This is a genomic window from Paraperlucidibaca wandonensis (assembly GCF_042677145.1).
Classification (GTDB): Bacteria; Pseudomonadota; Gammaproteobacteria; order Pseudomonadales; family Moraxellaceae; genus Perlucidibaca; species Perlucidibaca wandonensis.
This window is the reverse complement of sequence record NZ_JBHTIT010000001.1, coordinates 2018105-2037209: the sequence shown is the minus strand read 5'-3', so window position 1 is coordinate 2037209 and position 19105 is coordinate 2018105. Positions and strand designations below refer to the sequence as shown.

Sequence of the window (19105 nt, the reverse complement as noted above, 5' to 3'; positions counted from 1 at the left end):
AACATTCGCGGAAACGACCTTCGCGCTGGTCTACAATAGCCCCATGAATGAACTTAATCTTTTAGACGGGCTCAACCCCGCACAACGCGATGCTGTCACTTGCGACAGCCAACACTTATTGGTTTTAGCCGGCGCTGGTTCGGGTAAAACACGCGTTTTAACATCGCGCATTAGCTATTTCTGTCAACACTTTGCTATGTCGCCATTTGCCGTGTTGGCGGTGACATTTACCAATAAAGCCGCACATGAAATGCGCGCACGGCTTGAGCAGCAGCTCGGCATTGCCACGCAGCCGTTGTGGATTGGCACTTTTCATGGCCTGGCCCATCGTTTTTTACGCGCGCATTACGAGGCTGCGGGTCTGCCACAAAATTTCCAAATTTTAGATTCGGATGATCAGCTGCGCGTGGTTAAGCGGGTGATGAAAGAGTTGCAGCTCGACGAAGAAAAGTGGCCGGCACGGCAATCGGCAAGCTTCATTAATGGCAATAAAGAAGAAGGTCGCCGACCTGCGCACATTGCACACAATGGCGATCTGTACACGGCAACACAGCTGCGTGTTTACAGTGCCTATGAAACTATTTGTCAGCGCGGCGGCTTGATCGACTTCGCCGAAATTTTACTGCGCTGCCATGAGTTATTTCTCAAGCACGACGACATTCTCAAACATTATCAAGCGCGCTTTCGCATGATTTTGGTTGATGAGTTCCAAGACACCAACCGCATTCAATACGCTTGGCTGCGCTTACTCGCCGGTGAGCGCGGCATGCTCACGGCAGTCGGTGATGACGATCAAAGTATTTATGGCTGGCGCGGTGCCTGCATTGAAAACATTCGAACGTTTCAGCGCGATTATGCCGACGCTGAGCTGATTCGCCTTGAGCAAAACTATCGTTCGACATCAGTTATTTTGCAGGCGGCAAATGCCGTCATTGCTAATAATGGCGATCGCATGGGTAAAAATCTGTGGACCGATAGAGGTGAAGGCGAGCCGATTTCGGTGTATGCCGCCTTCAACGATCTCGACGAGGCGCACTACATCGCCAAGCTCATCGACACGCGTTTTCGTAGCGGTGTAGCACGCCGAGATATGGCGATTTTGTATCGCTCCAATGCCCAGTCGCGCGTACTCGAAGAGGCCATGTTGCGCGCACAAATTCCCTATCGAATTTACGGCGGTCTACGCTTCTTTGAGCGCGCGGAAATTAAAAATGCCGTTGGCTATTTGCGCTTACTACTGCAACGCATAGACGACACGGCTTTTGATCGCGTGGTCAATACACCCACCCGCGGCATTGGCGACAAAAGCCTAGATATGATTCGCCAGCTCGCACGTGAGCAGCAAGTGAGCCTATGGTCTGCTGCTGAGCAAGTGGTAGCCGAACGCCGTTTACCCGCTCTCGCCACCGGCAAAATCCAAGCATTTTTAACCTTGATCGATAATCTCGATGCCAATACACAGGGCGCATCATTGGGCGAGATAGTTGAAGCTGTGATCGAGCAAAGTGGCTTAGTCGCGCATCATGAAAAAGAGAAGGGTGAGAAGGGCCAAGCTCGCGTAGAAAACTTACGTGAATTGATTAGCGCCGCCCGCGAGTTCGATGTTGATGATCATGCGCAAGCCGAGGAAATACCGTCGCCATTAGCGGCATTTTTAGATCATGCCGCGCTCGAAGCTGGCGAGCAGCAGGCTGGTGAGTTCGAAGATGCCGTGCAAATGATGACGCTACATGCCGCGAAAGGTCTGGAGTTTCCATTGGTGTTTTTGGCCGGTGTGGAGGAAGGTTTATTTCCGCACGAAATGGCTTTGCAGGAAAATAATCTCGAAGAAGAACGCCGCCTTTGCTATGTCGGTATTACTCGCGCCATGAGCGAGTTGGTAATTAGCTATGCCGAGGTGCGCCGACTCTATGGCACTGAAAGTTACCATGTCGCATCGCGCTTTTTGGGTGAAATCCCTGAGGCCTTATTGGCACCAGTACGTCAGCAAGCGCCACCTATGCGCGCGGGCTTTCGCGGCGGCTCAGGCTTTGCCTCAAATAGTAGTGGCCAAAGCTCATCTGGCTTTAAGCAAGAAACGCTGGGCGATGATGATGGTAGTGGCTGGCGCTTAGGCCAGGCGGTGAATCATCCGCGCTTTGGTGATGGTGTGATTTTAGCGTTTGAGGGCAGTGGGCCGAATGCTCGCATTCAAGTCAACTTTAGCGAGCTAGGCAGCAAGTGGCTGGTATCGCAATACGCGAGACTATCACGCAAGGGCTGATGTGCTTTAAGGCCGCCAGTGGTGCAGATAAGGGTCGCTAGCGGCTAAGATTTAGTGTGTCGAAAGCTCGCGGGTGTGGCCCTGATCATTGATGGCGACGAAGGTGAACAGGCCTTCAGTGAGCTTGGTATGGTTGCCTGTCAGGTCACTGACAGCCCAGACTTCGACCAAGATTTTCATCGATGAGCGACCGGTAGACAGCACTTCGGTGTAGAAGCCAACGATGTCACCAACTTTCACGGGCCGTAAAAAAACCATCGCATCGATGGCTACGGTTGCAGTACGGCCTTTCGCGCGTTTGCGTGCGGCAACGCCAGCAGCCAAATCCATTTGCGAGACTAGCCAGCCACCAAAAATATCGCCATTAGGGTTGGCATCGGCAGGCATAGCGATTGTTTGCAGGCAGAGCGTGCCGCGGGGCATTGGGTGATTTTCGGTGTCGCGAGGCATGAGGAAGTCTCCGAAGGCTCTTATTATGTTTGTGGGCAAGAGTACTCTGCAGCTAAGCAGCTGTCATTGAGCAAATGTATGCGCCTAGTGGCAAGTGATAAGCACCGCTCAGAGGCGCACAAAAATTCAGCGACACCCAACTGTCATCATTACGTCATATTTCATTGTCATCATGAGCTCCGTGAAACCAAACCGTCTCTAGTGGAGTGACAGATGAAAGCGAAAGTACTGATTGCCGCCTTAGGTTTAACCTTTGGTATGTCGGCTCAAGCCGCAGTTGATCCAGCGCTGCCCAGCTACACGAAAGCAAGCGGTGTTGCCGGCAACTTAACCAGCGTTGGTTCCGACACGCTAAACAACCTCATGACCTTGTGGGCTGAGGATTACAAAAAGCTATACCCCAACATCAATATTCAAATTCAAGGCGCTGGTTCGTCAACAGCGCCACCTGCATTGACCGAAAGCACCGCTAACTTAGGCCCTATGTCGCGCATGATGAAGGGTGAAGAAATCGCCGCCTTTGAAAAGGCTAAAGGCTATAAGCCCACAGCCGTGCCGGTAGCTATCGATGCCTTGGCCGTGTTTGTGCACAAAGACAACCCCATCAAGTACCTAGATATGAAAGTACTAGATGCCGTCTTCTCCGACACGCGTAAGTGTGGCTTTAATAAAGCAGTGAATAATTGGGGCGATGTCGGCTTAACCGGCGCATGGGCCAAGCGCGACTTGCAAATTTACGGTCGTAACTCGGTGTCAGGCACTTATGGTTATTTCAAAGAAAAAGCCCTGTGCAAAGGCGACTTCAAAAACAACGTCAACGAACAGCCAGGTTCAGCCTCTGTAGTTCAGGCCATTGGTAGCTCCATCAATGGTATTGGCTACTCCGGTATTGGCTATAAAACATCAAGCGTGCGCACATTGCCGCTAGTTGGCAAAGATGGCGAAATCTATGACGCCAACGAGAAGAATGCGCTGAGCGGTAAGTATCCGCTGGCTCGTTTCCTCTATGTTTATGTCAACAAAGCGCCAAACAAGCCGCTGCAACCATTGGAAGCTGAGTTCGTGAAAATGGTGCTTTCCAAGCAAGGCCAAAGCGTTGTGGAAAAGGATGGCTACATCCCAATGCCTGCGAAAGAAGCTGCTAAAGTATTGAAAATGCTGGATCTGTAAGCTAAAAGCGAGCAGTAGATGTAAACAAGAGGGGCCTTCGGGCCCTTCTTGCCCAATCATGAGGGCCTAATCTTGGGCCTGGCGTTAGGTTGAGCACATGAAAAATACCAAGATTACCTCGGTAAATACGGCAGGCATGCGACGCAAGCGCGAGTTTAAAGACCGCTTAGCAAATCTGACTATCGGCCTCGGCGGCGTTGGCGTCATTGCCGCAATTTGTCTTATTTTCTTCTATCTCGTTTTTGAAGTCTGGCCACTATTTAGTGGCGCGGATTTAGAAAAAAAGGCCCCTGTGCAGACACAGGCGGTAGCGCTGTATTTGGATGCTGATGAATACAACGAGTCTGGCATTCGAGTATTGGCCGATGGCCAAGTGCAAATTCTGGATGTGAAAACAGGCAAAATTGAGTCTGCCACGAAGCTGCCTTTGCCAGAAAAAGTGCGTATCGCTCACGTGCAGCGTGGGCCTATCTTGTCAGGCTTGGTGGGTATTGGTTTGAGTAATGGCCAGCTCCTAGTCGCCAAGCCAAAGTACGACATCAGTTACGGCCCAAATAACAGCCGCATTATTAATACTTCTCTCGCATTTCCATACGGTGAGACGCCATTAACTGTTGATCGTAATGGCGCACCATTACAAGTATTTGATGTTCGCGGTAATGATGAAGACCTTCGGGTTACAGCATTTGCAGAAGGCCGCGTGCAGCGTCTGAGCTTCTCAACCGGTGCTGAGGCTAGTAGCGGCTTATCACTATCTTTTGGTGATGATGACGCCGATAACAGCAACTTTACGGAAGTTGAGCGCGAAGACCTGCCTTATGCCGGCCGCAATGTTCAACAAATTATTGTCGGTCAAGATGGCAATTGGGCTTATGTTTTCCATGATGGAAATCGCGCAAGTGTGTTCAATGTGCGAAATGAGCCGATTTACACGCAAGAAGTGGCACTGACAGGCCCGACTGCCGATGTCACTGCCGTCGTAGCCTTACAAGGCAATGTGTCATTGATGGTTGGGGATAGCAGTGGTGAGCTCGCGCAATGGTTCATGGTACGCGACTCTAGCAGTGGTAGCGATAGCTTTAATTTGCAGAAAATTCGCAGCATTAAGTTGGGCGACGCCGCTATCACCGCATTAGCACCTGAGGCGCGCCGCAAAGGTGTGGTCGCGGGTGATGCCAACGGCAATGTGTCGTACTACTACACCACATCTAATCGTTTAATTTTACAAGAAAGTGCCGGAACATCGCCGATACGTACAGTGGCAATGAGTGCGCGATCGCTTGGGCTTATGGTGCAGACCGACAATGCCTATAGCTTTTGGAAGCTTGAAATTGAGCATCCAGATATCTCTATGCAGTCGACATGGAAGCCGGTTTGGTATGAGTCATATGAGGCGCCGACTTATACCTGGCAATCATCGTCTGGTACTGCTGACTTTGAGTCCAAGCTATCGCTGATGCCGCTGACTTTCGGCACCATCAAGGCCGCGTTTTACGCCATGTTACTGGGCGCACCGTTAGCCATTTTTGGCGCCATGTACTCCGCCGTATTCATGTCACCGAAGCTGCGCCGCAAGGTCAAGCCGACGATTGAGCTGATGGAGGCTCTGCCCACGGTCATCTTGGGCTTCTTGGCTGGGCTTTGGTTGGCTCCGACCATAGAAGACAATTTGCCTGGCATTTTCAGCCTACTAATACTGACGCCAATCACTATCGTACTCGTCGGTGGCTTATGGTCACGCTTGCCGCTAGAGAAGCGCGCCTTTGCCGATGGTTGGGCGCCGATGATCCTGATCGTGCCGCTGTTGATTACTGGCTACGCTTCATTTGCCTTTTCGCAGCCGATTGAAAACATGTTCTTTGGTGGCGATTTGCGCTCCTGGCTAGAAGTTAGCACTGGGCTTAATTTTGACCAGCGCAACTCACTTATCGTCGGCCTAGCCATGGGCTTTGCAGTGATTCCAAACATTTACGCCATTGCTGAAGATGCTTTGTTTGCGGTGCCGAAACATCTCACTAATGGCTCGTTGGCCTTGGGCGCGACGCAATGGCAAACCCTCATTCGCGTGGTGTTACCGACGGCATCGCCGGGCATTTTCTCGGCCTTGATGATCGGTCTCGGTCGCGCGGTTGGCGAAACCATGATCGTGCTGATGGCGACCGGTAACACCGCCATCATGGACTGGAATATTTTCGAAGGCATGCGCACTTTGTCGGCCAACGTGGCGGTAGAAATGGGCGAGGCTGAAGTAGGTTCAACTCACTTCCGAGTGCTGTTCTTGTCAGCATTGGTTCTGTTTGTACTCACCTTCATTCTCAACACGGTAGCCGAGGTGATTCGCACCCGGTTGCGTAAAAAATACGGCTCGCTGTAAGGAATACGCAGATGAAAACACGCGAATACTTCAAGTCTGGCGAAGCCTGGGTATGGCTAAATGCTGGCACGGTAGCGATCTCACTGATCATGGTGGTAGGCATTTTGAGCCTTATCGCTGTGCGCGGCCTAGGCCATTTCTGGCCTGCAGATGTTATGCAGGCCAGCTATTCGGCACCTGGCAGCACTCAAACTGAAATCGTCCTTGGTGAGATATACGACAGCAAGTTTGATACCGCTACGCGGCTGCGAGAGGCAGGCTTAGTCATCCCCGCCAATAAAGAATCAATTGAGCGTATATCGCTCAAGCTAGGTAATCGCGACATTACCGGTGCCGATTTTCGCTGGGTCTTTGCTGATGGCTTAAGCGATATTCGATATCCCACGGACATCGTTGCGTTGGAACGACAGGAGTGGGGCAACTTTTACGGTCGCCTACAGTCGGTGAGTGAAAATGGCCAGATCGTGGCTGAAGGTGCCGCTGCCTGGGATGTTTTGCAGGCGCGGATTGACCGCAGCAATGTGCTGCTAGAGGAAATTGCCGACATCGAGAAAAACGACATCGGTAAAATAAACTACGGCATTGAAAAGCTGCGCTTAGAAGAGCGGCGCTTGCAGATAGACAATGAGCTTACCGAGGAGGCAAAAGCCGACTTAGTGGTACGGCGTGCGGCACTGAATGAAAATTACGGGGCATTATCGGAAAAGCTCGAAGCACTGAAGTTACAGGCGAATCGCGACAGCGTGCAACTCACCGCCGGACAAGGCCAGGAACTGACTTTGCCGGTGAGCAAAATTGTTCAAGCTATTCAGCCTAACAATCTCAATGTATTCCAGAAATTAGCGGTCTATGGCCACAATGTCTGGGCTTTTTTATCTGGCGATCCGCGAGAAGCCAATACCGAAGGCGGCGTTTTCCCAGCTATTTTTGGCACCGTGTTAATGGTCTTGATGATGACCATCATGGTGACGCCGATGGGCGTAATCGCCGCGATTTATTTGCGCGAATATGCCAACCAGGGTGCAGTTACACAGGTTGTGCGCATTGCGGTAAATAACCTTGCTGGCGTGCCCTCGATTGTCTACGGCGTGTTTGGTCTGGGCTTCTTTGTCTATTTTCTTGGCGCCAATATCGATACTTGGTTTTATCCAGAAGCCTCGCCTGCTCCAGTCTTTGGCTCGCCCGGCTTGCTCTGGGCATCGATTACGCTGGCGTTGCTGACCTTGCCAGTAGTGATTGTTGCCACCGAAGAGGGCTTGGCGCGTATTCCTCGCGCGCTGAAAGAGGGCTCATTGGCACTGGGTGCAACCAAGGCTGAGACCTTGTGGCGAGTAGTGCTGCCGATGGCAACGCCGTCGATCATGACCGGTGTCATTTTAGCCATAGCACGTGCAGCAGGTGAAGTTGCTCCGCTGATGTTGGTTGGCGTAGTAAAGCTGGCGCCGACACTACCGCTAGATGGCAACGCGCCTTTCCTGCATATGGAGCGCAAATTTATGCACCTAGGCTTTCATATTTACGATGTTGGCTTTCAAAGCCCGAACGTTGAGGCGGCACGGCCCTTGGTCTATGCCACCGCATTTTTGCTAGTGGCGGTGGTCGCCGGTTTGAACCTGACGGCGGTGAGTTTGCGTAACCGCTTACGTGAAAAATACAAGGCCCTTGAGTCGTAAGCGACCTAGCCCCTAATAGATTAGGAACGATAACCATGAATGATATTTCCCAGCGTGAACATGTAGTTTCAGCTAATGATGCCGGCGCATTTGGCCGAACGCGTCGAGAGCGTGACTTGTCGAGGGAGTCGATGTGCATTGAAACGCGCGACTTAAATTTGTTTTACGGCGCTAAGCAGGCCTTGTATGACATTAATATGCAGGTGCCAAAAAACCGTGTGACCGCGTTTATCGGTCCATCAGGTTGTGGCAAGTCGACGCTGCTTCGCACCTTCAACCGAATGAATGATTTGGTCGATGGCTGCCGCGTTGAGGGTGAAATTTTGCTCGATAAGCAAAATATTTTTGATCGCTCTGTCGACATCACTGATTTGCGCCAGCGTGTGGGCATGGTGTTTCAGAAGCCCAACCCATTCCCCAAAAGCATTTACGAAAATGTCGCTTACGGCCTGCGTTTGCAAGGGCAGAAATCCAAGCGTGTGCTCGATGAAGTCGTAGAGCAATCGCTACGGGGCGCGGCCTTATGGGATGAGGTGAAGGATCGCCTGCATGACAGCGCGCTCGGCCTTTCTGGTGGTCAGCAACAGCGCTTGGTCATTGCCCGCGCCATTGCAGTTCAGCCCGAAGTGTTACTGCTCGATGAGCCATGCTCGGCGCTAGATCCTATCTCCACGCTGAAAGTGGAGGAGCTGATTCACGAGCTGAAAGAGCAATTCACCATTCTCATCGTGACCCACAATATGCAACAAGCTGCGCGCGTATCTGATTACACGGCCTTTATGTATTTGGGCAAGATGGTCGAGTACGGCGATACCGATACGCTTTTTACCAATCCTAGCAATAAACAAACCGAAGACTATATTACCGGCCGCTACGGCTGATCGTGGAGATACTGCAATGAAGCGTGAAGATTATCGCCAACACATCTCGGCTCAGTTCAACGCAGAGCTCGACGAAGTGCGTAGTCACTTTTTGGCCATGGGCGGCTTGGTGGAGAAGCAAGTAACGGATGCTATTGCTTCTCTACTTGATGCTGATTCAGCGTTGGCCGTATCGGTACAGAATAATGACCGGCGCATAAACCAAATGGAGTCCGGCATTGACGAGGATATCGTGCGAATTTTAGCGCGGCGTCAGCCTGCAGCTTCAGACTTGCGCATGATCATTGCCATTGGAAAGTCGATTACCGATCTTGAGCGCATGGGCGATGAAGCAGCGAAAATTGCACGTGCCGCACAAACACTATGTGAAGAAGGTGAGGCTCCGCGCGGTTATTTAGAGTGCCGTCATATTGGTAGTCTAGTGCGCACAATGATCCATGAAACATTGGATGCTTTTGCTCATTTTGATGTTGAGCAAGCGTTTAAAGTGATGAAGGCCGATGCCGAGATCGACATGGAGTATCGCACCGCCACGCGCGCCTTAGTCACTTATATGATGGAAGATCCGCGTGCGATTTCACGGGTGCTCAGCGTCATGGGTGTGCTGCGCTCATTGGAGCGAGTCGGTGACCATGCCCGTAATATTGCCGAGCAGCTTATCTTCTTGGTGAAAGGTGCTGATGTTCGCCATGTCAGCTATGAACAAGTGCAGAAGAAGCTGGAGTCTTAGGACTCCAGTTCGCGCTCGATATGCGAGGGCATAAACGAGCAAGTAAAGCGTGAGCCGCGCCCGATTTCTGAATGAATATCGAGCGTGGCTTTGTGCTGCATAAGCACATGCTTGACGATGGCCAACCCCAGGCCCGTACCGCCGGTGGCCGTGCTACGAGCTGCATCGGCACGATAAAAGCGCTCGGTTAGGCGCGATAGATGTATCTCATCAATGCCCAAGCCATTGTCGCTGACACTAAAGTAGGCTCCCTTGCTGTCGCTCCACCAACGCACTGCAATGATGCCGGCATTTGGTGTGTACTTCACTGCATTGGTGACTAGATTTGAAAATGCTGAGCGCAAGTCGTTTTCGATGCCCAATAGACATAAGCCGGGCTCGCACTCTAGCGTGACGGTTTGCTGCTTCGGCGCGGCGAGCGCGAGTGCATCTTGATGAATTTGCTTGAGTAACTTTGGCACGCTCACGGTGCTTGGCTCGCGATCTTCCGGCTGATTTTCAAGGCGTGAAAGCAGCAGCAGATCATTGACCAGGTTATTCATGCGTGTGGCTTGTTGAGACATTTGCCCTAGCGCGCGCAGCCATCGTGGCTCGATGCCTTCAGGTTGATCAAGCAAGGTCTCTAGGTAGCCTGAGAGTACGGTGAGCGGTGTGCGTAGTTCATGCGAGACATTGGCGACGAAGTCTTTACGCATTTGTTCAAGGTTATGCAGACGTGTGATGTCGTAGACGATCATCAGGCGGTCATTGTCGCCAAATTGTGTAATTTCAAACTGAAACTGACGGCCAGCATGGCGCTGTGAAGCAACTTTTAGGCCTTCGTCATAGGTGTTTTGTTTGAAGTAGCGAATGAAGCTTGGTGCTCGCACGAGGTTGATCACTGGCTGGCCTCGATCTTCGGGGCGAAAGCCTAATAGTGTTTCGGCGGCGGGGTTCCACCATTCAAGATTGCCTTGATTATCGATAAGGGCGACGGCCTCATCGAGAGCGGAGACTGATGAGCGCGCACGATCGATAATGCTAAGCAGGCTGTCGCGTGCGCGTCGTTCGTCGCGGCGTAATAAATAGATGTCGCGGAAGACATCATCCCAAGCGCCATCGCTTTCGGGGACTGCTTGCTCGGTGGCGAGCAGCCAATGGCGTAGGCGAGATAGTTCTTTGAGCTGGCGGAACAGAAACCATGCTAATGCTGCGCACAGGCCGAGCAGTGCGTGGCCTGCAATATAGCCTAGACCAAGGCAAATACTGCTACCTAGGGCAATGCTTTTAAGCTCACGAGCTAGAACCGCACGCCTCACACAGGCTCTACCTTGTCGCTCATCTGCACCGAAAAGCGATAGCCGGTGCCACGCACGGTTTGAATGAAGCGATCATAGCCAAAGGGCTCGAGGGCTTTGCGCAAGCGACGAATATGAACGTCGATGGTGCGATCTTCGACATAGACATTGCCGCCCCAGACTTGATCAAGCATTTGCGTGCGGGTGTAGGCGCGCTCTGGGTGGCTCATAAAAAAGGCGAGTAAACGATATTCTGTTGGGCCCATTTCGACTAATTTGTCATCGGCACTGACGCGATGGCTGACTGGATCGAGCTTAAGGCCTTCAGCTTCAATGGCACTTTCTTGGTGCAAGACATTGCTGCGGCGCAGCACGGCTTTGATTCTTGAAGCCAACTCGCGTGTTGAAAATGGCTTGGTGAGGTAGTCGTCGGCACCGGCATCTAGGCCTTGCACTTTATGATCTTCCTCGCCGCGAGCAGTGAGCATAATGATGGGGATCTCGCGCGTACTTTCATCGCGTTTGAGGCGGCGCGCTAGCTCAATGCCGCTCATGCCGGGCAACATCCAGTCCAATAAAATAAGGGCGGGACGCTCATCGACAACGAGGTGGTGAGCCTGCAAAGCATCTTCGGCTTCGATGCAGTTGTAGCCGGCCAAGTCCAAGGCGATGGAAATCATCTCGCGGATGGCGGCTTCGTCGTCAACAATCAGAATCTTATCGCTAGGCATAACATGTCTCGAAACGGTTTAGATGACAGTGGCATTACAACGCGAAGACATGACAGAAATATGACGATGTAATGACTACGGCAATGCCAACATCTGTAACCATGCCATAAGCAAGGCGACAAAAAGCACCAAACCGACCCAGTGGTTGTGTTTAAACGCTGCAAGGCAGAGATGCTTGTCGCGGCTGGCGGTGTGCTGCCATTGCCAGATAAACAATACGAGCACGCCCGTTAGGCCTGCCCACCAAGGCCATGGCCATTGCATTTGATGGCCGACAAAGGCTAGCGCGGTGAGCCAAATGAGCTGTAGGCCAGCAATGACTACGCGATCTAGGTCGCCAAATAAAATAGCCGTCGATTTTACGCCAGCCTTTAGGTCATCTTCACGATCGGCCATGGCGTATTGGGTGTCGTAAGCCACTGTCCATGCCAGGTTGCCGGCATAGAGCAGCCAGCACAGGTCATCGGGCGTGCGGCCTTGAGCGACGAATGCCATTGGGATGGCCCAAGAAAATGCGGCACCGAGCACCACTTGCGGTAAGTAAGTAACGCGTTTCATAAACGGGTAAAGCACAGCTAGGCCGAGTGCGCCGAAGGACCAATAAAATACCTGTATTGGTAGCCAGAAAAGTAGCGTGGCGCTGAGAGCAATGAGTGCAGCAAAGAGCATCAAAGCTTCGCTGCCGAGAATGCGGCCGCTAGCCAATGGTCGGTCGGCGGTGCGCCATACTTGGCCATCGATATGGCGGTCGGCGTAGTCGTTGATAACGCAGCCTGCTGAGCGCATCAGCACCACGCCGGCGACAAAAATAGCCACGATCAATGGCTCGGGATGACCATCGCCAGCAATCCACAGCGCGATGAGCGTGGGCCAGAGTAATAGCCAAATGCCGATGGGCCGGTCGAGGCGCATCAGGGCAATAAAGTCGGGTAAGCGGTCGCGTGAAATCATGGCGTTATCGTGTCTGTATGGGCGCTGGCGGTCAACAGGGCGGGGAGAAAAGCTTCGGCCACTAGGATGGCTTGGCCGCGCAATAAAAAGCGCGAACGGCGAGCCCAGACGGTACTGGCATATGCGGGTAGTTTTAGCTGTGCATAGCGAATAGGGCCGCGCACCAATGCTGGGTCGCGAAACAATAAGCTGCCCAAGCTTTGGTTGCCCAGGCGAGTCAGGCGGCGATTAAGCCCGCCTAGACTTGGCCTTGGTAGCACTGAGCGTGCTTGCACCCAAGGCGTATCGATGCCCATTAAAACCACTTCGCGTATCCAAGCAAATTCGCCACGTCGCAGTTTCAATGTGCGTGCCTCTTCGGCACTGGGTAGGTCCCAGCCTTCGCAAATCACCTCAACTCGCAGCTCACCACCAGAGTGCTGGGCCAGCGAGCTTAGCCGCGCGGTGAGCGAGCCGGGCTCGGCTAGCCAAGAGCGCAAATCACGCTGCGATGACAGGCGAAGCTTTAGCGGCTCCTGCTGCCAATGGCGGGGATGTTTCCATTTGCTTGGGCTATTTTGCATAAGTATCGCAATAGAAAAAAGCTATCGAAAGTTTTAGACCAACACATTGGCCATAATCAGAGCGCTATCATAACCTAGCCTAGTTGAAGCAGCGCTAAGGCGCGGAATTATACGAGGAGACTTGAGATGAAATTAGATATCACCATTACTGGTAAAAACTTAGAAGCCGCCTTTGCAGGCGAATCCATGGCCTTTATGAAATACAGCTATTTCGCCAAGCTAGCACGCGAAATGGGCGATGAGGCCACGGCAGTTGCTTTTGAAGAAACGGCGAAACAAGAGATTCAGCACGCGTTTGGCCACTTGGACTTACTCTATCCAAAGATCATGATGACGCCAGAAAAAATGCTTGAGGTGGCGATCGCTGGTGAGACCTATGAGTACAGCGAAATGTACCCAGGCTTCCGCGATACAGCAGTGAAAGAGCAGCAAGCCGATGCCATGAAAGAGTTTGAAGGGCAGATTGCTGAGTCGAAAGAGCACGCCGAATGGTTCAAGGCTGCGCTGAAAAAAGCCGAGAAACGTTTCGCCGCCTTAACTAAAGTAGAGGAGCGTCACGCCAACCATTACCGCGAGGCATTAGCAGCAGCACAAGCGCGCTAATTTCGGTAACATTGCGCGCTGACAGGGTTTGGCGCGTATCGATTTAAGTATCATCGGTGCGCGCACAGCATTAATTAACGATGGGGTGAGTTATGAAAAAGTGGCAATGCATTGTCTGTGGTTTTGTTTACGACGAAGCGGTTGGCATGCCTTGGGATGGTATCCCTGCCGGCACCAGCTGGAACGACATTCCCGATGACTGGGTCTGCCCAGACTGTGGCGTTGGTAAAGAAGATTTTGAAATGGTGGAGCTCTAAGTTATGCGCCCACTCGTTATCTTGGGAACCGGTTTGGCCGGCTACACGTTGGCGCGCGAATTTCGCAAGCTCAACAACGAGCGCCCGCTAATTATCCTGTCTCAGGATGACGGGCGCAGCTATTCCAAGCCCATGCTGTCGAATGCATTGGCTAAAGGCAAAACGCCAGACGAATTAGCCATGGCTTCGCCTGAGAAAGTGGCCGAGCAGCTTAAGGCTGAGGTGCGTGTGGCTAGCGCGGTATCGAACATTGACCCCGTAGCAAAAACACTCACCGTCAATGGCGAGTCGCTGGCCTACGAAGATTTAGTGTTAGCAGTAGGCGCCGATGTGTTCCGTCCACCATTGGGCGGCGATGCTGGCGATAGCGTATTGAGCGTTAATGATCTTGGCGATTACGCCATATTTCGCGAGCAGCTCGGCGAGTCAGCGAAGCGTGTATTGATCATTGGCGGTGGCTTAATTGGCTGCGAATTTGCCAATGATTTAGCTGCTAGCGGTCATAGCGTCACGGTGGTTGAGCCTATGGGCCGTCCATTACCAACGTTGCTGCCCGAGCGCGCCTCGAAAGCGGTTGAGGCTGGACTGCAAGGTTTAGGCGTGAGCTTTCTTTATGGTGCCAATGCCGTTGCCGCCGATCATGCCGGCAACGGCATTCGCGTGAGTTTGGCAGATGGCCGTCATGCCGAGGCCGATATTGTGTTGTCGGCAATTGGCCTGCGCCCACGCTTAGGCTTGGCCGAGGTGGCTGGCTTGAATGTAGCGCGCGGCATCTGTGTCGATCGTTATCTGCGCACTAGCAATGCCAATATCTACGCCATTGGCGATTGCGCCGAAGTCGACGGCAAAGTACTGATGTACGTCTTGCCGTTGATGGCCAGCGCGCGAGCATTGGCGAAAACCCTAGCCGGCGAAGATACGGTGGTTAGCTATCCTGCCATGCCAGTGCAAATCAAAACGCCGATTTGCCCGATTGTGGTGTCGCCTGTGGCCCCTGGCACAGAAGGTGCTTGGGCGGTTGAGGCAGACGGTAACAATGTCAAAGCCAGTTTTTTAGCGAAAGATGGCCAGCTCTTGGGCTTTGCACTGACCGGCAGCTTTGCCAGCGACATGAAGACCAAGATGGAGATGGCGAGGGCTTTGCCGCCAATCTTGGCGTAAGCGTTAAGCACTCTCGCGGCACTAACATTTCCGCAATAAAAAAGCCTACGCCGTGGTTGTGCGTAGGCTTTTTACTTTCAGCGAGATTGTTTGAGTAACAGCGATTAGCCGCCGGACGCGGCGGCTTTCGACAGCAGATCGCGGGCGCGGTTAACGTCGACTTCAACAAAGTCACCATTGAGATACATCTCGCCCAAGCGGCGCAAAGCCTTCGGATAGCCACGGTTTGCTGACTCGGTCATATAGGCCAAGCCTTTTGCTGTGTTTTTTCGTATGCCATCACCGACTAAGAGCATTTGTGCGAAGTTAAACTGAGCTTCCGAGACACCTGAGTCGGCAGCTTTCTCAAACCATTCGGCGGCTTTGCGCTTATTGCGTTTTACGCCTACGCCTTGGTCATACATGATGCCAATATTGTTTTGCGCCGATGATGAGCCTAGTTGCGCAGCTTTCAGCACAAGTACGGCGGCGCGATTGCTATCGAGAGGTACGCCATTGCCTTCGTAATAGGCCATGCCGAGGGCATACAGTGCGGGCGGGTAGTCTTGATCGGAGGCGGCACGAAACCAGCTATTGGCGAGATCAATATCGCGCGGGACGCCATTGCCGCTGGCGTAAAGTGCGCCTAAGTTATATTGCGCACGAGCTAAGCCTTGGCGAGCGGCCAAGCTAAACCATTCGGCGGCTTTGATGCGATTTCGCACCACACCATCGCCGTTGTAATAAAGCACGCCCAAGTTGTATTGCGCATCGGCGGCGCCGGTCATTGCTGCTTGGCGAATTTGTCGCGGGCTAGCATCGACCTTATTGGTGCTTACGCGTGGAGCGGCATCGACGAGGCCGCTGAGCATCAGCACGCTTAAAAACAGGCCATTTCGTAAACGCAGCCAATACATAAATTACCTCGGTACACAGTCAAAAACATAAACACGCATGAAGAGTATGGGGCATTGCGTGAGTAAACAAGAGTATAGCTTCTATGCCAAGGCGTAGTGGCCTTCGTTACTTAGCCAGCGACTCAGTAAATAGTTGTAGTTTTCGTGGCCATGTAAGCGTTCAGCTAATGCGCGCGCCGGAGAAATAAGTGCGGCATCTCGGACTAAATCGGCGAGACGAAATTGCACATCACCGGTTTGGCGAGTGCCTAATACTTCGCCGGGGCCGCGCAGTTCTAGGTCTTTTTCAGCAATGACAAAGCCATCTTGGCTATCGCGTAAAATTTGTAGGCGCTCGCGAGCTAGTGCCGATACTGGCGTTTGATAGAGCAGCACGCAGAAGCTGGCGAGTTGGCCACGACCAACGCGGCCACGGAGTTGATGTAGCTGCGACAAACCTAAGCGCTCAGGGTTTTCGATGACCATCAGCGTGGCGTTGGGCACATCGACACCCACTTCGATGACGGTGGTGGCGACTAAAACCGCGATATTGCCGGCGACAAAGTCGGCCATGACAGCGGCTTTCTCTGCGGCTTTTAATTGGCCATGCACCAGTCCTACTTTCAATTCGGGCAGCGCTGCGCTGAGCTCGGCCATTGCGGCCTCGGCTGCTTGTGCTTGGATTTGCTCGGACTGCTCAATGAGGGTGCAGACCCAATACACTTGCTGGCCGCTGGCGGCGTGATGGCGTATACGCTCGACCAGCGTGTCGCGGCGTGTATTCGCGAGCACCACAGTTTGGATGCCCTGGCGGCCTGGCGGTAGCGCATCGATGATGGAAGTGTCGAGATCGCCGTAAGCGCTCATCGCCAAGGTACGGGGAATCGGCGTCGCAGTCATGATCAGCTGGTGCGGCAGCCAGCCCGTGCTCAGGCCTTTTTCGGCTAATTGCAGGCGCTGCGCGACGCCGAAGCGGTGTTGCTCATCGATGATGACTAGCCCGAGTCGGGCGAACTGCACGCTGTCTTGGAACAGCGCGTGGGTGCCAATGACGAGTTGGCAGCTGGCATCGGCAAGACTAGCGAGCGAGGTGGTTCTGGACTTGGCGCTTTGCTTGCCAGACAGCCATCCGACCGAAATGCCTAGAGGATCAAACCAGCTGCGAAAACGCAGAAGATGCTGCTCGGCGAGTATTTCTGTTGGCGCCATGATGGCGACTTGCAGGCCGGCGGCCAGCGCTGGGCAGGCGGCAAGTGCGGCAACCACAGTTTTGCCAGCGCCAACATCGCCTTGCACGAGCCTGAGCATGGCGCGAGTTTGGCCTAGGTCGCGATGAATCTCCTGCACTACGCGCTGCTGGGCATCGGTGAGCGCAAAAGGTAGTGCGGCTAATAGTTGTTGGCTCAGCGAGTCATCGCAGCGCAAGGCTGGCGCAGAGGTATGGCGTTGGCGGTCGCGGCGTTGCAATAGGCCCATTTGATGGGCAACTAATTCTTCGAACACGAGACGTTGCTGTGCCGGATGTAGGCCATCGCGTAATGCTTGGCGGTCACTGTCGGCGGTGGGTGCATGCACAGTGTGTAGCGCTTGCGCCAATGACCAGCCGCCGGCCTGTTGCGCGGGCAATTTATCGATCAGCACGGTGTCATTGAGCAACGGTAGTGCGCGTGCCATTAGCTCGCGAATGCGTCGTTGCGTGAGCCCCTCGACCAGCGGGTAGATAGGTGTGAGATGGTCATTCAAGCGCGCGTCGTCGTCATTCACCGTATCTGTATCAGCGAGCCACTCGACCTCAGGATGAATCATTTCTGGCCCGGCAGGCCCGGCGCGAACTTCGCCAAACACACGCAAGCGTTGGCCTTTGCTGTAGCTGTCTTTTTGCGATTGGCGAAAATGATAGAAGCGCAGTGTTAATCCGCCAGTGCCATCACGGAGGCGAACTAAAAGTGCTCGCCGCCGGCCTTGGATGATATCCGCGAGCACTACGTCTGCTTCAACTAAGGCGGTCATGCCAGGGATTAATGAGCCTAAGGCCGTGCGTTGCGTGCGATCTTCATAGTGCCGTGGCAACGTAAACAACAGATCTTGCACGGTGTTTATGCCTAAGCGCTTGAGCCGCTCAGCTAAAGCAGGGCCGACGCCGCGCAAGCAAGCGATCGGGCGTTCGTGTAGCGCAAGAGTCGGCGAGTCGGACGCTGTGCCCACGTTTAGCGCTGCACCGCAGTGGTGCCGGGCAAGCCCAAACCTTGTAAGGCACGCAATAGTTCTTGCAGCGCGCGGGGCCGTGAAAATCTATGGCGACTGGCCAAGACAATACGCCGATGGGGGCAGGGCTTGATCGGCCGAGTGATGAGCTCATCATCGGTCAGCTGCTGTTCGGCGCTGGCAGGAATAAGCGTGATGCCCAATCCCGATGCCACCATATGGCGCAAAGTCATCAGTGAGCTGCCAGAGTTGATGCCCGGCGTTTGGCCAACTTGGCAGGTTTCCAGCACTTGGTCGCGGAAGCAATGGCCTTCGCCCAGCATCAGCACAGGGCTTGAGCTAAGAACATCGGCGGGGATGATTTTCTTGCTAGCAAGGGCATGGTCGCGCGGCAGAAGTAACTGAAATGGCTCGTCGAATAATGCCGTTACGCGAGTTTCAGGCGGATCAAAGGGCAGTGCCACAATGATGGCGTCGAGCTCGCCGCGAGCTAAACGCTCTGCGAGCACATGAGTGTAGTTCTCCTCCAAGTACAATTTTAGCGGGCTGGCCTCGTGTTTCATGCGCCGCACGAGTGAGGGAAATAAATAGGGACCAACGGTGAAAATTGCACCTAAGCGCAATGGCTCAGAAAACTCATCGCGTGATAAATCCGCCATGGCTTCGAATTTGTCGGCCTCGGCAAGCACCACATGAGCCTGAGAAATTAGGGCTTCGGCGGCAGGTGTAACCAGCACACCATGCCGGTGTCGCTCAAACAGGCTGAGGCCAAGCGAGTCTTCGAGTTTTTTCACTGCTACCGATAGCGTCGGTTGTGCGACATGACAGCGTTCGGCTGCACGGCCAAAGTGGCGTTCTTGTGCCAAGGTGACGAGATAGCGTAGCTCGGTTAAGGTCATAATATCTCTGGGCTAGGTCGTGCATTTCGCATGTAGCCAAAA

Annotated in this window: 17 protein-coding genes; 9 read left to right on the top strand and 8 right to left on the bottom strand. The window is 53.3% G+C overall.

The genetic code is table 11. The features are described 5' to 3' along the window. The first annotated feature begins 43 nt into the window (after window positions 1–43). The gene (gene uvrD / locus ACFQ0F_RS09685) at window positions 44–2263 is read left to right on the top strand and encodes a DNA helicase II (protein WP_340675895.1); all 2220 of its coding nucleotides are present in this window, start codon (window positions 44–46) and stop codon (window positions 2261–2263) included. A gap of 51 nt (window positions 2264–2314) precedes the next feature. Here uvrD and ACFQ0F_RS09680 read toward each other — a convergent pair whose 3' ends face one another. Beyond that, on the bottom strand, window positions 2315–2713 hold the full coding sequence (locus ACFQ0F_RS09680; protein ID WP_340675896.1) for an acyl-CoA thioesterase: 399 nt from the start codon (window positions 2711–2713) through the stop codon (window positions 2315–2317). Between the two features lie 213 nt (window positions 2714–2926). Here ACFQ0F_RS09680 and ACFQ0F_RS09675 point away from each other — a divergent pair, with 213 nt between their 5' ends. The 5 genes from ACFQ0F_RS09675 (at window position 2927) to phoU (ending at window position 9541) form a co-directional block, all read left to right on the top strand. Next, window positions 2927–3883 carry a PstS family phosphate ABC transporter substrate-binding protein gene (locus tag ACFQ0F_RS09675; RefSeq protein ID WP_340675897.1) on the top strand — a complete coding sequence of 319 codons (957 nt, stop codon included), beginning with the start codon at window positions 2927–2929 and terminating at the stop codon, window positions 3881–3883. A gap of 97 nt (window positions 3884–3980) precedes the next feature. Continuing rightward, window positions 3981–6257, top strand: coding sequence for an ABC transporter permease subunit (locus ACFQ0F_RS09670; RefSeq protein ID WP_379071577.1), 2277 nt, complete (start codon window positions 3981–3983; stop codon window positions 6255–6257). An 11-nt stretch (window positions 6258–6268) separates the two neighbouring features. Then, window positions 6269–7930 (top strand): phosphate ABC transporter permease PstA, encoded by a 1662-nt coding sequence (pstA, locus tag ACFQ0F_RS09665; RefSeq protein WP_340675899.1) that lies wholly within the window; start codon window positions 6269–6271, stop codon window positions 7928–7930. Between the two features lie 35 nt (window positions 7931–7965). After that, a complete protein-coding gene (gene pstB, locus ACFQ0F_RS09660) occupies window positions 7966–8811 on the top strand; it encodes a phosphate ABC transporter ATP-binding protein PstB (RefSeq protein ID WP_449304930.1) in 846 nt (281 codons plus the stop codon). A 16-nt stretch (window positions 8812–8827) separates the two neighbouring features. Beyond that, entirely contained in the window at window positions 8828–9541 is a 714-nt protein-coding gene (gene phoU / locus ACFQ0F_RS09655) for a phosphate signaling complex protein PhoU (RefSeq protein WP_379071573.1), read from the top strand. On the opposite strand, the gene phoR is transcribed toward phoU, so the two are convergent. The 4 genes from phoR to ACFQ0F_RS09635 all read right to left on the bottom strand — a co-directional run bounded on the left by phoR (window position 9538) and on the right by ACFQ0F_RS09635 (window position 13063). Beyond that, window positions 9538–10839, bottom strand: coding sequence for a phosphate regulon sensor histidine kinase PhoR (gene phoR, locus ACFQ0F_RS09650; protein ID WP_379071570.1), 1302 nt, complete (start codon window positions 10837–10839; stop codon window positions 9538–9540). The genes phoU and phoR overlap by 4 nt on opposite strands. Continuing rightward, complete coding sequence (phoB, locus tag ACFQ0F_RS09645) at window positions 10836–11549, bottom strand: phosphate regulon transcriptional regulator PhoB (RefSeq protein WP_340675902.1); 714 nt, start codon at window positions 11547–11549, stop codon at window positions 10836–10838. Before phoB ends, phoR begins: the two co-directional genes overlap by 4 nt. A 75-nt stretch (window positions 11550–11624) precedes the next feature. Continuing rightward, on the bottom strand, window positions 11625–12500 hold the full coding sequence (gene ubiA, locus ACFQ0F_RS09640) for a 4-hydroxybenzoate octaprenyltransferase (protein ID WP_379071567.1): 876 nt from the start codon (window positions 12498–12500) through the stop codon (window positions 11625–11627). After that, window positions 12497–13063 (bottom strand): chorismate--pyruvate lyase family protein, encoded by a 567-nt coding sequence (locus ACFQ0F_RS09635; protein WP_379071565.1) that lies wholly within the window; start codon window positions 13061–13063, stop codon window positions 12497–12499. Before ACFQ0F_RS09635 ends, ubiA begins: the two co-directional genes overlap by 4 nt. A 126-nt stretch (window positions 13064–13189) precedes the next feature. On the opposite strand from ACFQ0F_RS09635, the gene ACFQ0F_RS09630 reads away from it, so the two are divergent. The 3 genes from ACFQ0F_RS09630 (at window position 13190) to ACFQ0F_RS09620 (ending at window position 15084) form a co-directional block, all read left to right on the top strand. Then, window positions 13190–13666, top strand: coding sequence for a rubrerythrin family protein (locus tag ACFQ0F_RS09630; protein ID WP_379071562.1), 477 nt, complete (start codon window positions 13190–13192; stop codon window positions 13664–13666). A 92-nt stretch (window positions 13667–13758) separates the two neighbouring features. Then, window positions 13759–13923 (top strand): rubredoxin, encoded by a 165-nt coding sequence (locus ACFQ0F_RS09625; protein WP_340675906.1) that lies wholly within the window; start codon window positions 13759–13761, stop codon window positions 13921–13923. A gap of 3 nt (window positions 13924–13926) precedes the next feature. Next, on the top strand, window positions 13927–15084 hold the full coding sequence (locus ACFQ0F_RS09620; protein WP_379071559.1) for an FAD-dependent oxidoreductase: 1158 nt from the start codon (window positions 13927–13929) through the stop codon (window positions 15082–15084). 104 nt (window positions 15085–15188) lie between these two features. On the opposite strand, the gene ACFQ0F_RS09615 is transcribed toward ACFQ0F_RS09620, so the two are convergent. From ACFQ0F_RS09615 to ACFQ0F_RS09605, 3 genes are all read right to left on the bottom strand, one after another. Continuing rightward, window positions 15189–15980 (bottom strand): tetratricopeptide repeat protein, encoded by a 792-nt coding sequence (locus tag ACFQ0F_RS09615; protein ID WP_379071556.1) that lies wholly within the window; start codon window positions 15978–15980, stop codon window positions 15189–15191. A gap of 81 nt (window positions 15981–16061) precedes the next feature. Next, window positions 16062–18164, bottom strand: coding sequence for an ATP-dependent DNA helicase RecG (gene recG, locus ACFQ0F_RS09610; protein WP_379071553.1), 2103 nt, complete (start codon window positions 18162–18164; stop codon window positions 16062–16064). Between the two features lie 2 nt (window positions 18165–18166). Next, window positions 18167–19063, bottom strand: coding sequence for a hydrogen peroxide-inducible genes activator (locus tag ACFQ0F_RS09605; RefSeq protein ID WP_379071550.1), 897 nt, complete (start codon window positions 19061–19063; stop codon window positions 18167–18169). Window positions 19064–19105: the final 42 nt, after the last annotated feature.

Coding starts and splice junctions, on each gene's coding strand:
- uvrD (WP_340675895.1), top strand. CDS start 44: ATGAATGAACTTAATCTTTTAGACGGGCTCAACCCCGCACAACGCGAT.
- ACFQ0F_RS09680 (WP_340675896.1), bottom strand. CDS start 2,713: ATGCCTCGCGACACCGAAAATCACCCAATGCCCCGCGGCACGCTCTGC.
- ACFQ0F_RS09675 (WP_340675897.1), top strand. CDS start 2,927: ATGAAAGCGAAAGTACTGATTGCCGCCTTAGGTTTAACCTTTGGTATG.
- ACFQ0F_RS09670 (WP_379071577.1), top strand. CDS start 3,981: ATGAAAAATACCAAGATTACCTCGGTAAATACGGCAGGCATGCGACGC.
- pstA (WP_340675899.1), top strand. CDS start 6,269: ATGAAAACACGCGAATACTTCAAGTCTGGCGAAGCCTGGGTATGGCTA.
- pstB (WP_449304930.1), top strand. CDS start 7,966: ATGAATGATATTTCCCAGCGTGAACATGTAGTTTCAGCTAATGATGCC.
- phoU (WP_379071573.1), top strand. CDS start 8,828: ATGAAGCGTGAAGATTATCGCCAACACATCTCGGCTCAGTTCAACGCA.
- phoB (WP_340675902.1), bottom strand. CDS start 11,549: ATGCCTAGCGATAAGATTCTGATTGTTGACGACGAAGCCGCCATCCGC.
- ubiA (WP_379071567.1), bottom strand. CDS start 12,500: ATGATTTCACGCGACCGCTTACCCGACTTTATTGCCCTGATGCGCCTC.
- ACFQ0F_RS09635 (WP_379071565.1), bottom strand. CDS start 13,063: ATGCAAAATAGCCCAAGCAAATGGAAACATCCCCGCCATTGGCAGCAG.
- ACFQ0F_RS09630 (WP_379071562.1), top strand. CDS start 13,190: ATGAAATTAGATATCACCATTACTGGTAAAAACTTAGAAGCCGCCTTT.
- ACFQ0F_RS09625 (WP_340675906.1), top strand. CDS start 13,759: ATGAAAAAGTGGCAATGCATTGTCTGTGGTTTTGTTTACGACGAAGCG.
- ACFQ0F_RS09620 (WP_379071559.1), top strand. CDS start 13,927: ATGCGCCCACTCGTTATCTTGGGAACCGGTTTGGCCGGCTACACGTTG.
- ACFQ0F_RS09615 (WP_379071556.1), bottom strand. CDS start 15,980: ATGTATTGGCTGCGTTTACGAAATGGCCTGTTTTTAAGCGTGCTGATG.
- ACFQ0F_RS09605 (WP_379071550.1), bottom strand. CDS start 19,063: ATGACCTTAACCGAGCTACGCTATCTCGTCACCTTGGCACAAGAACGC.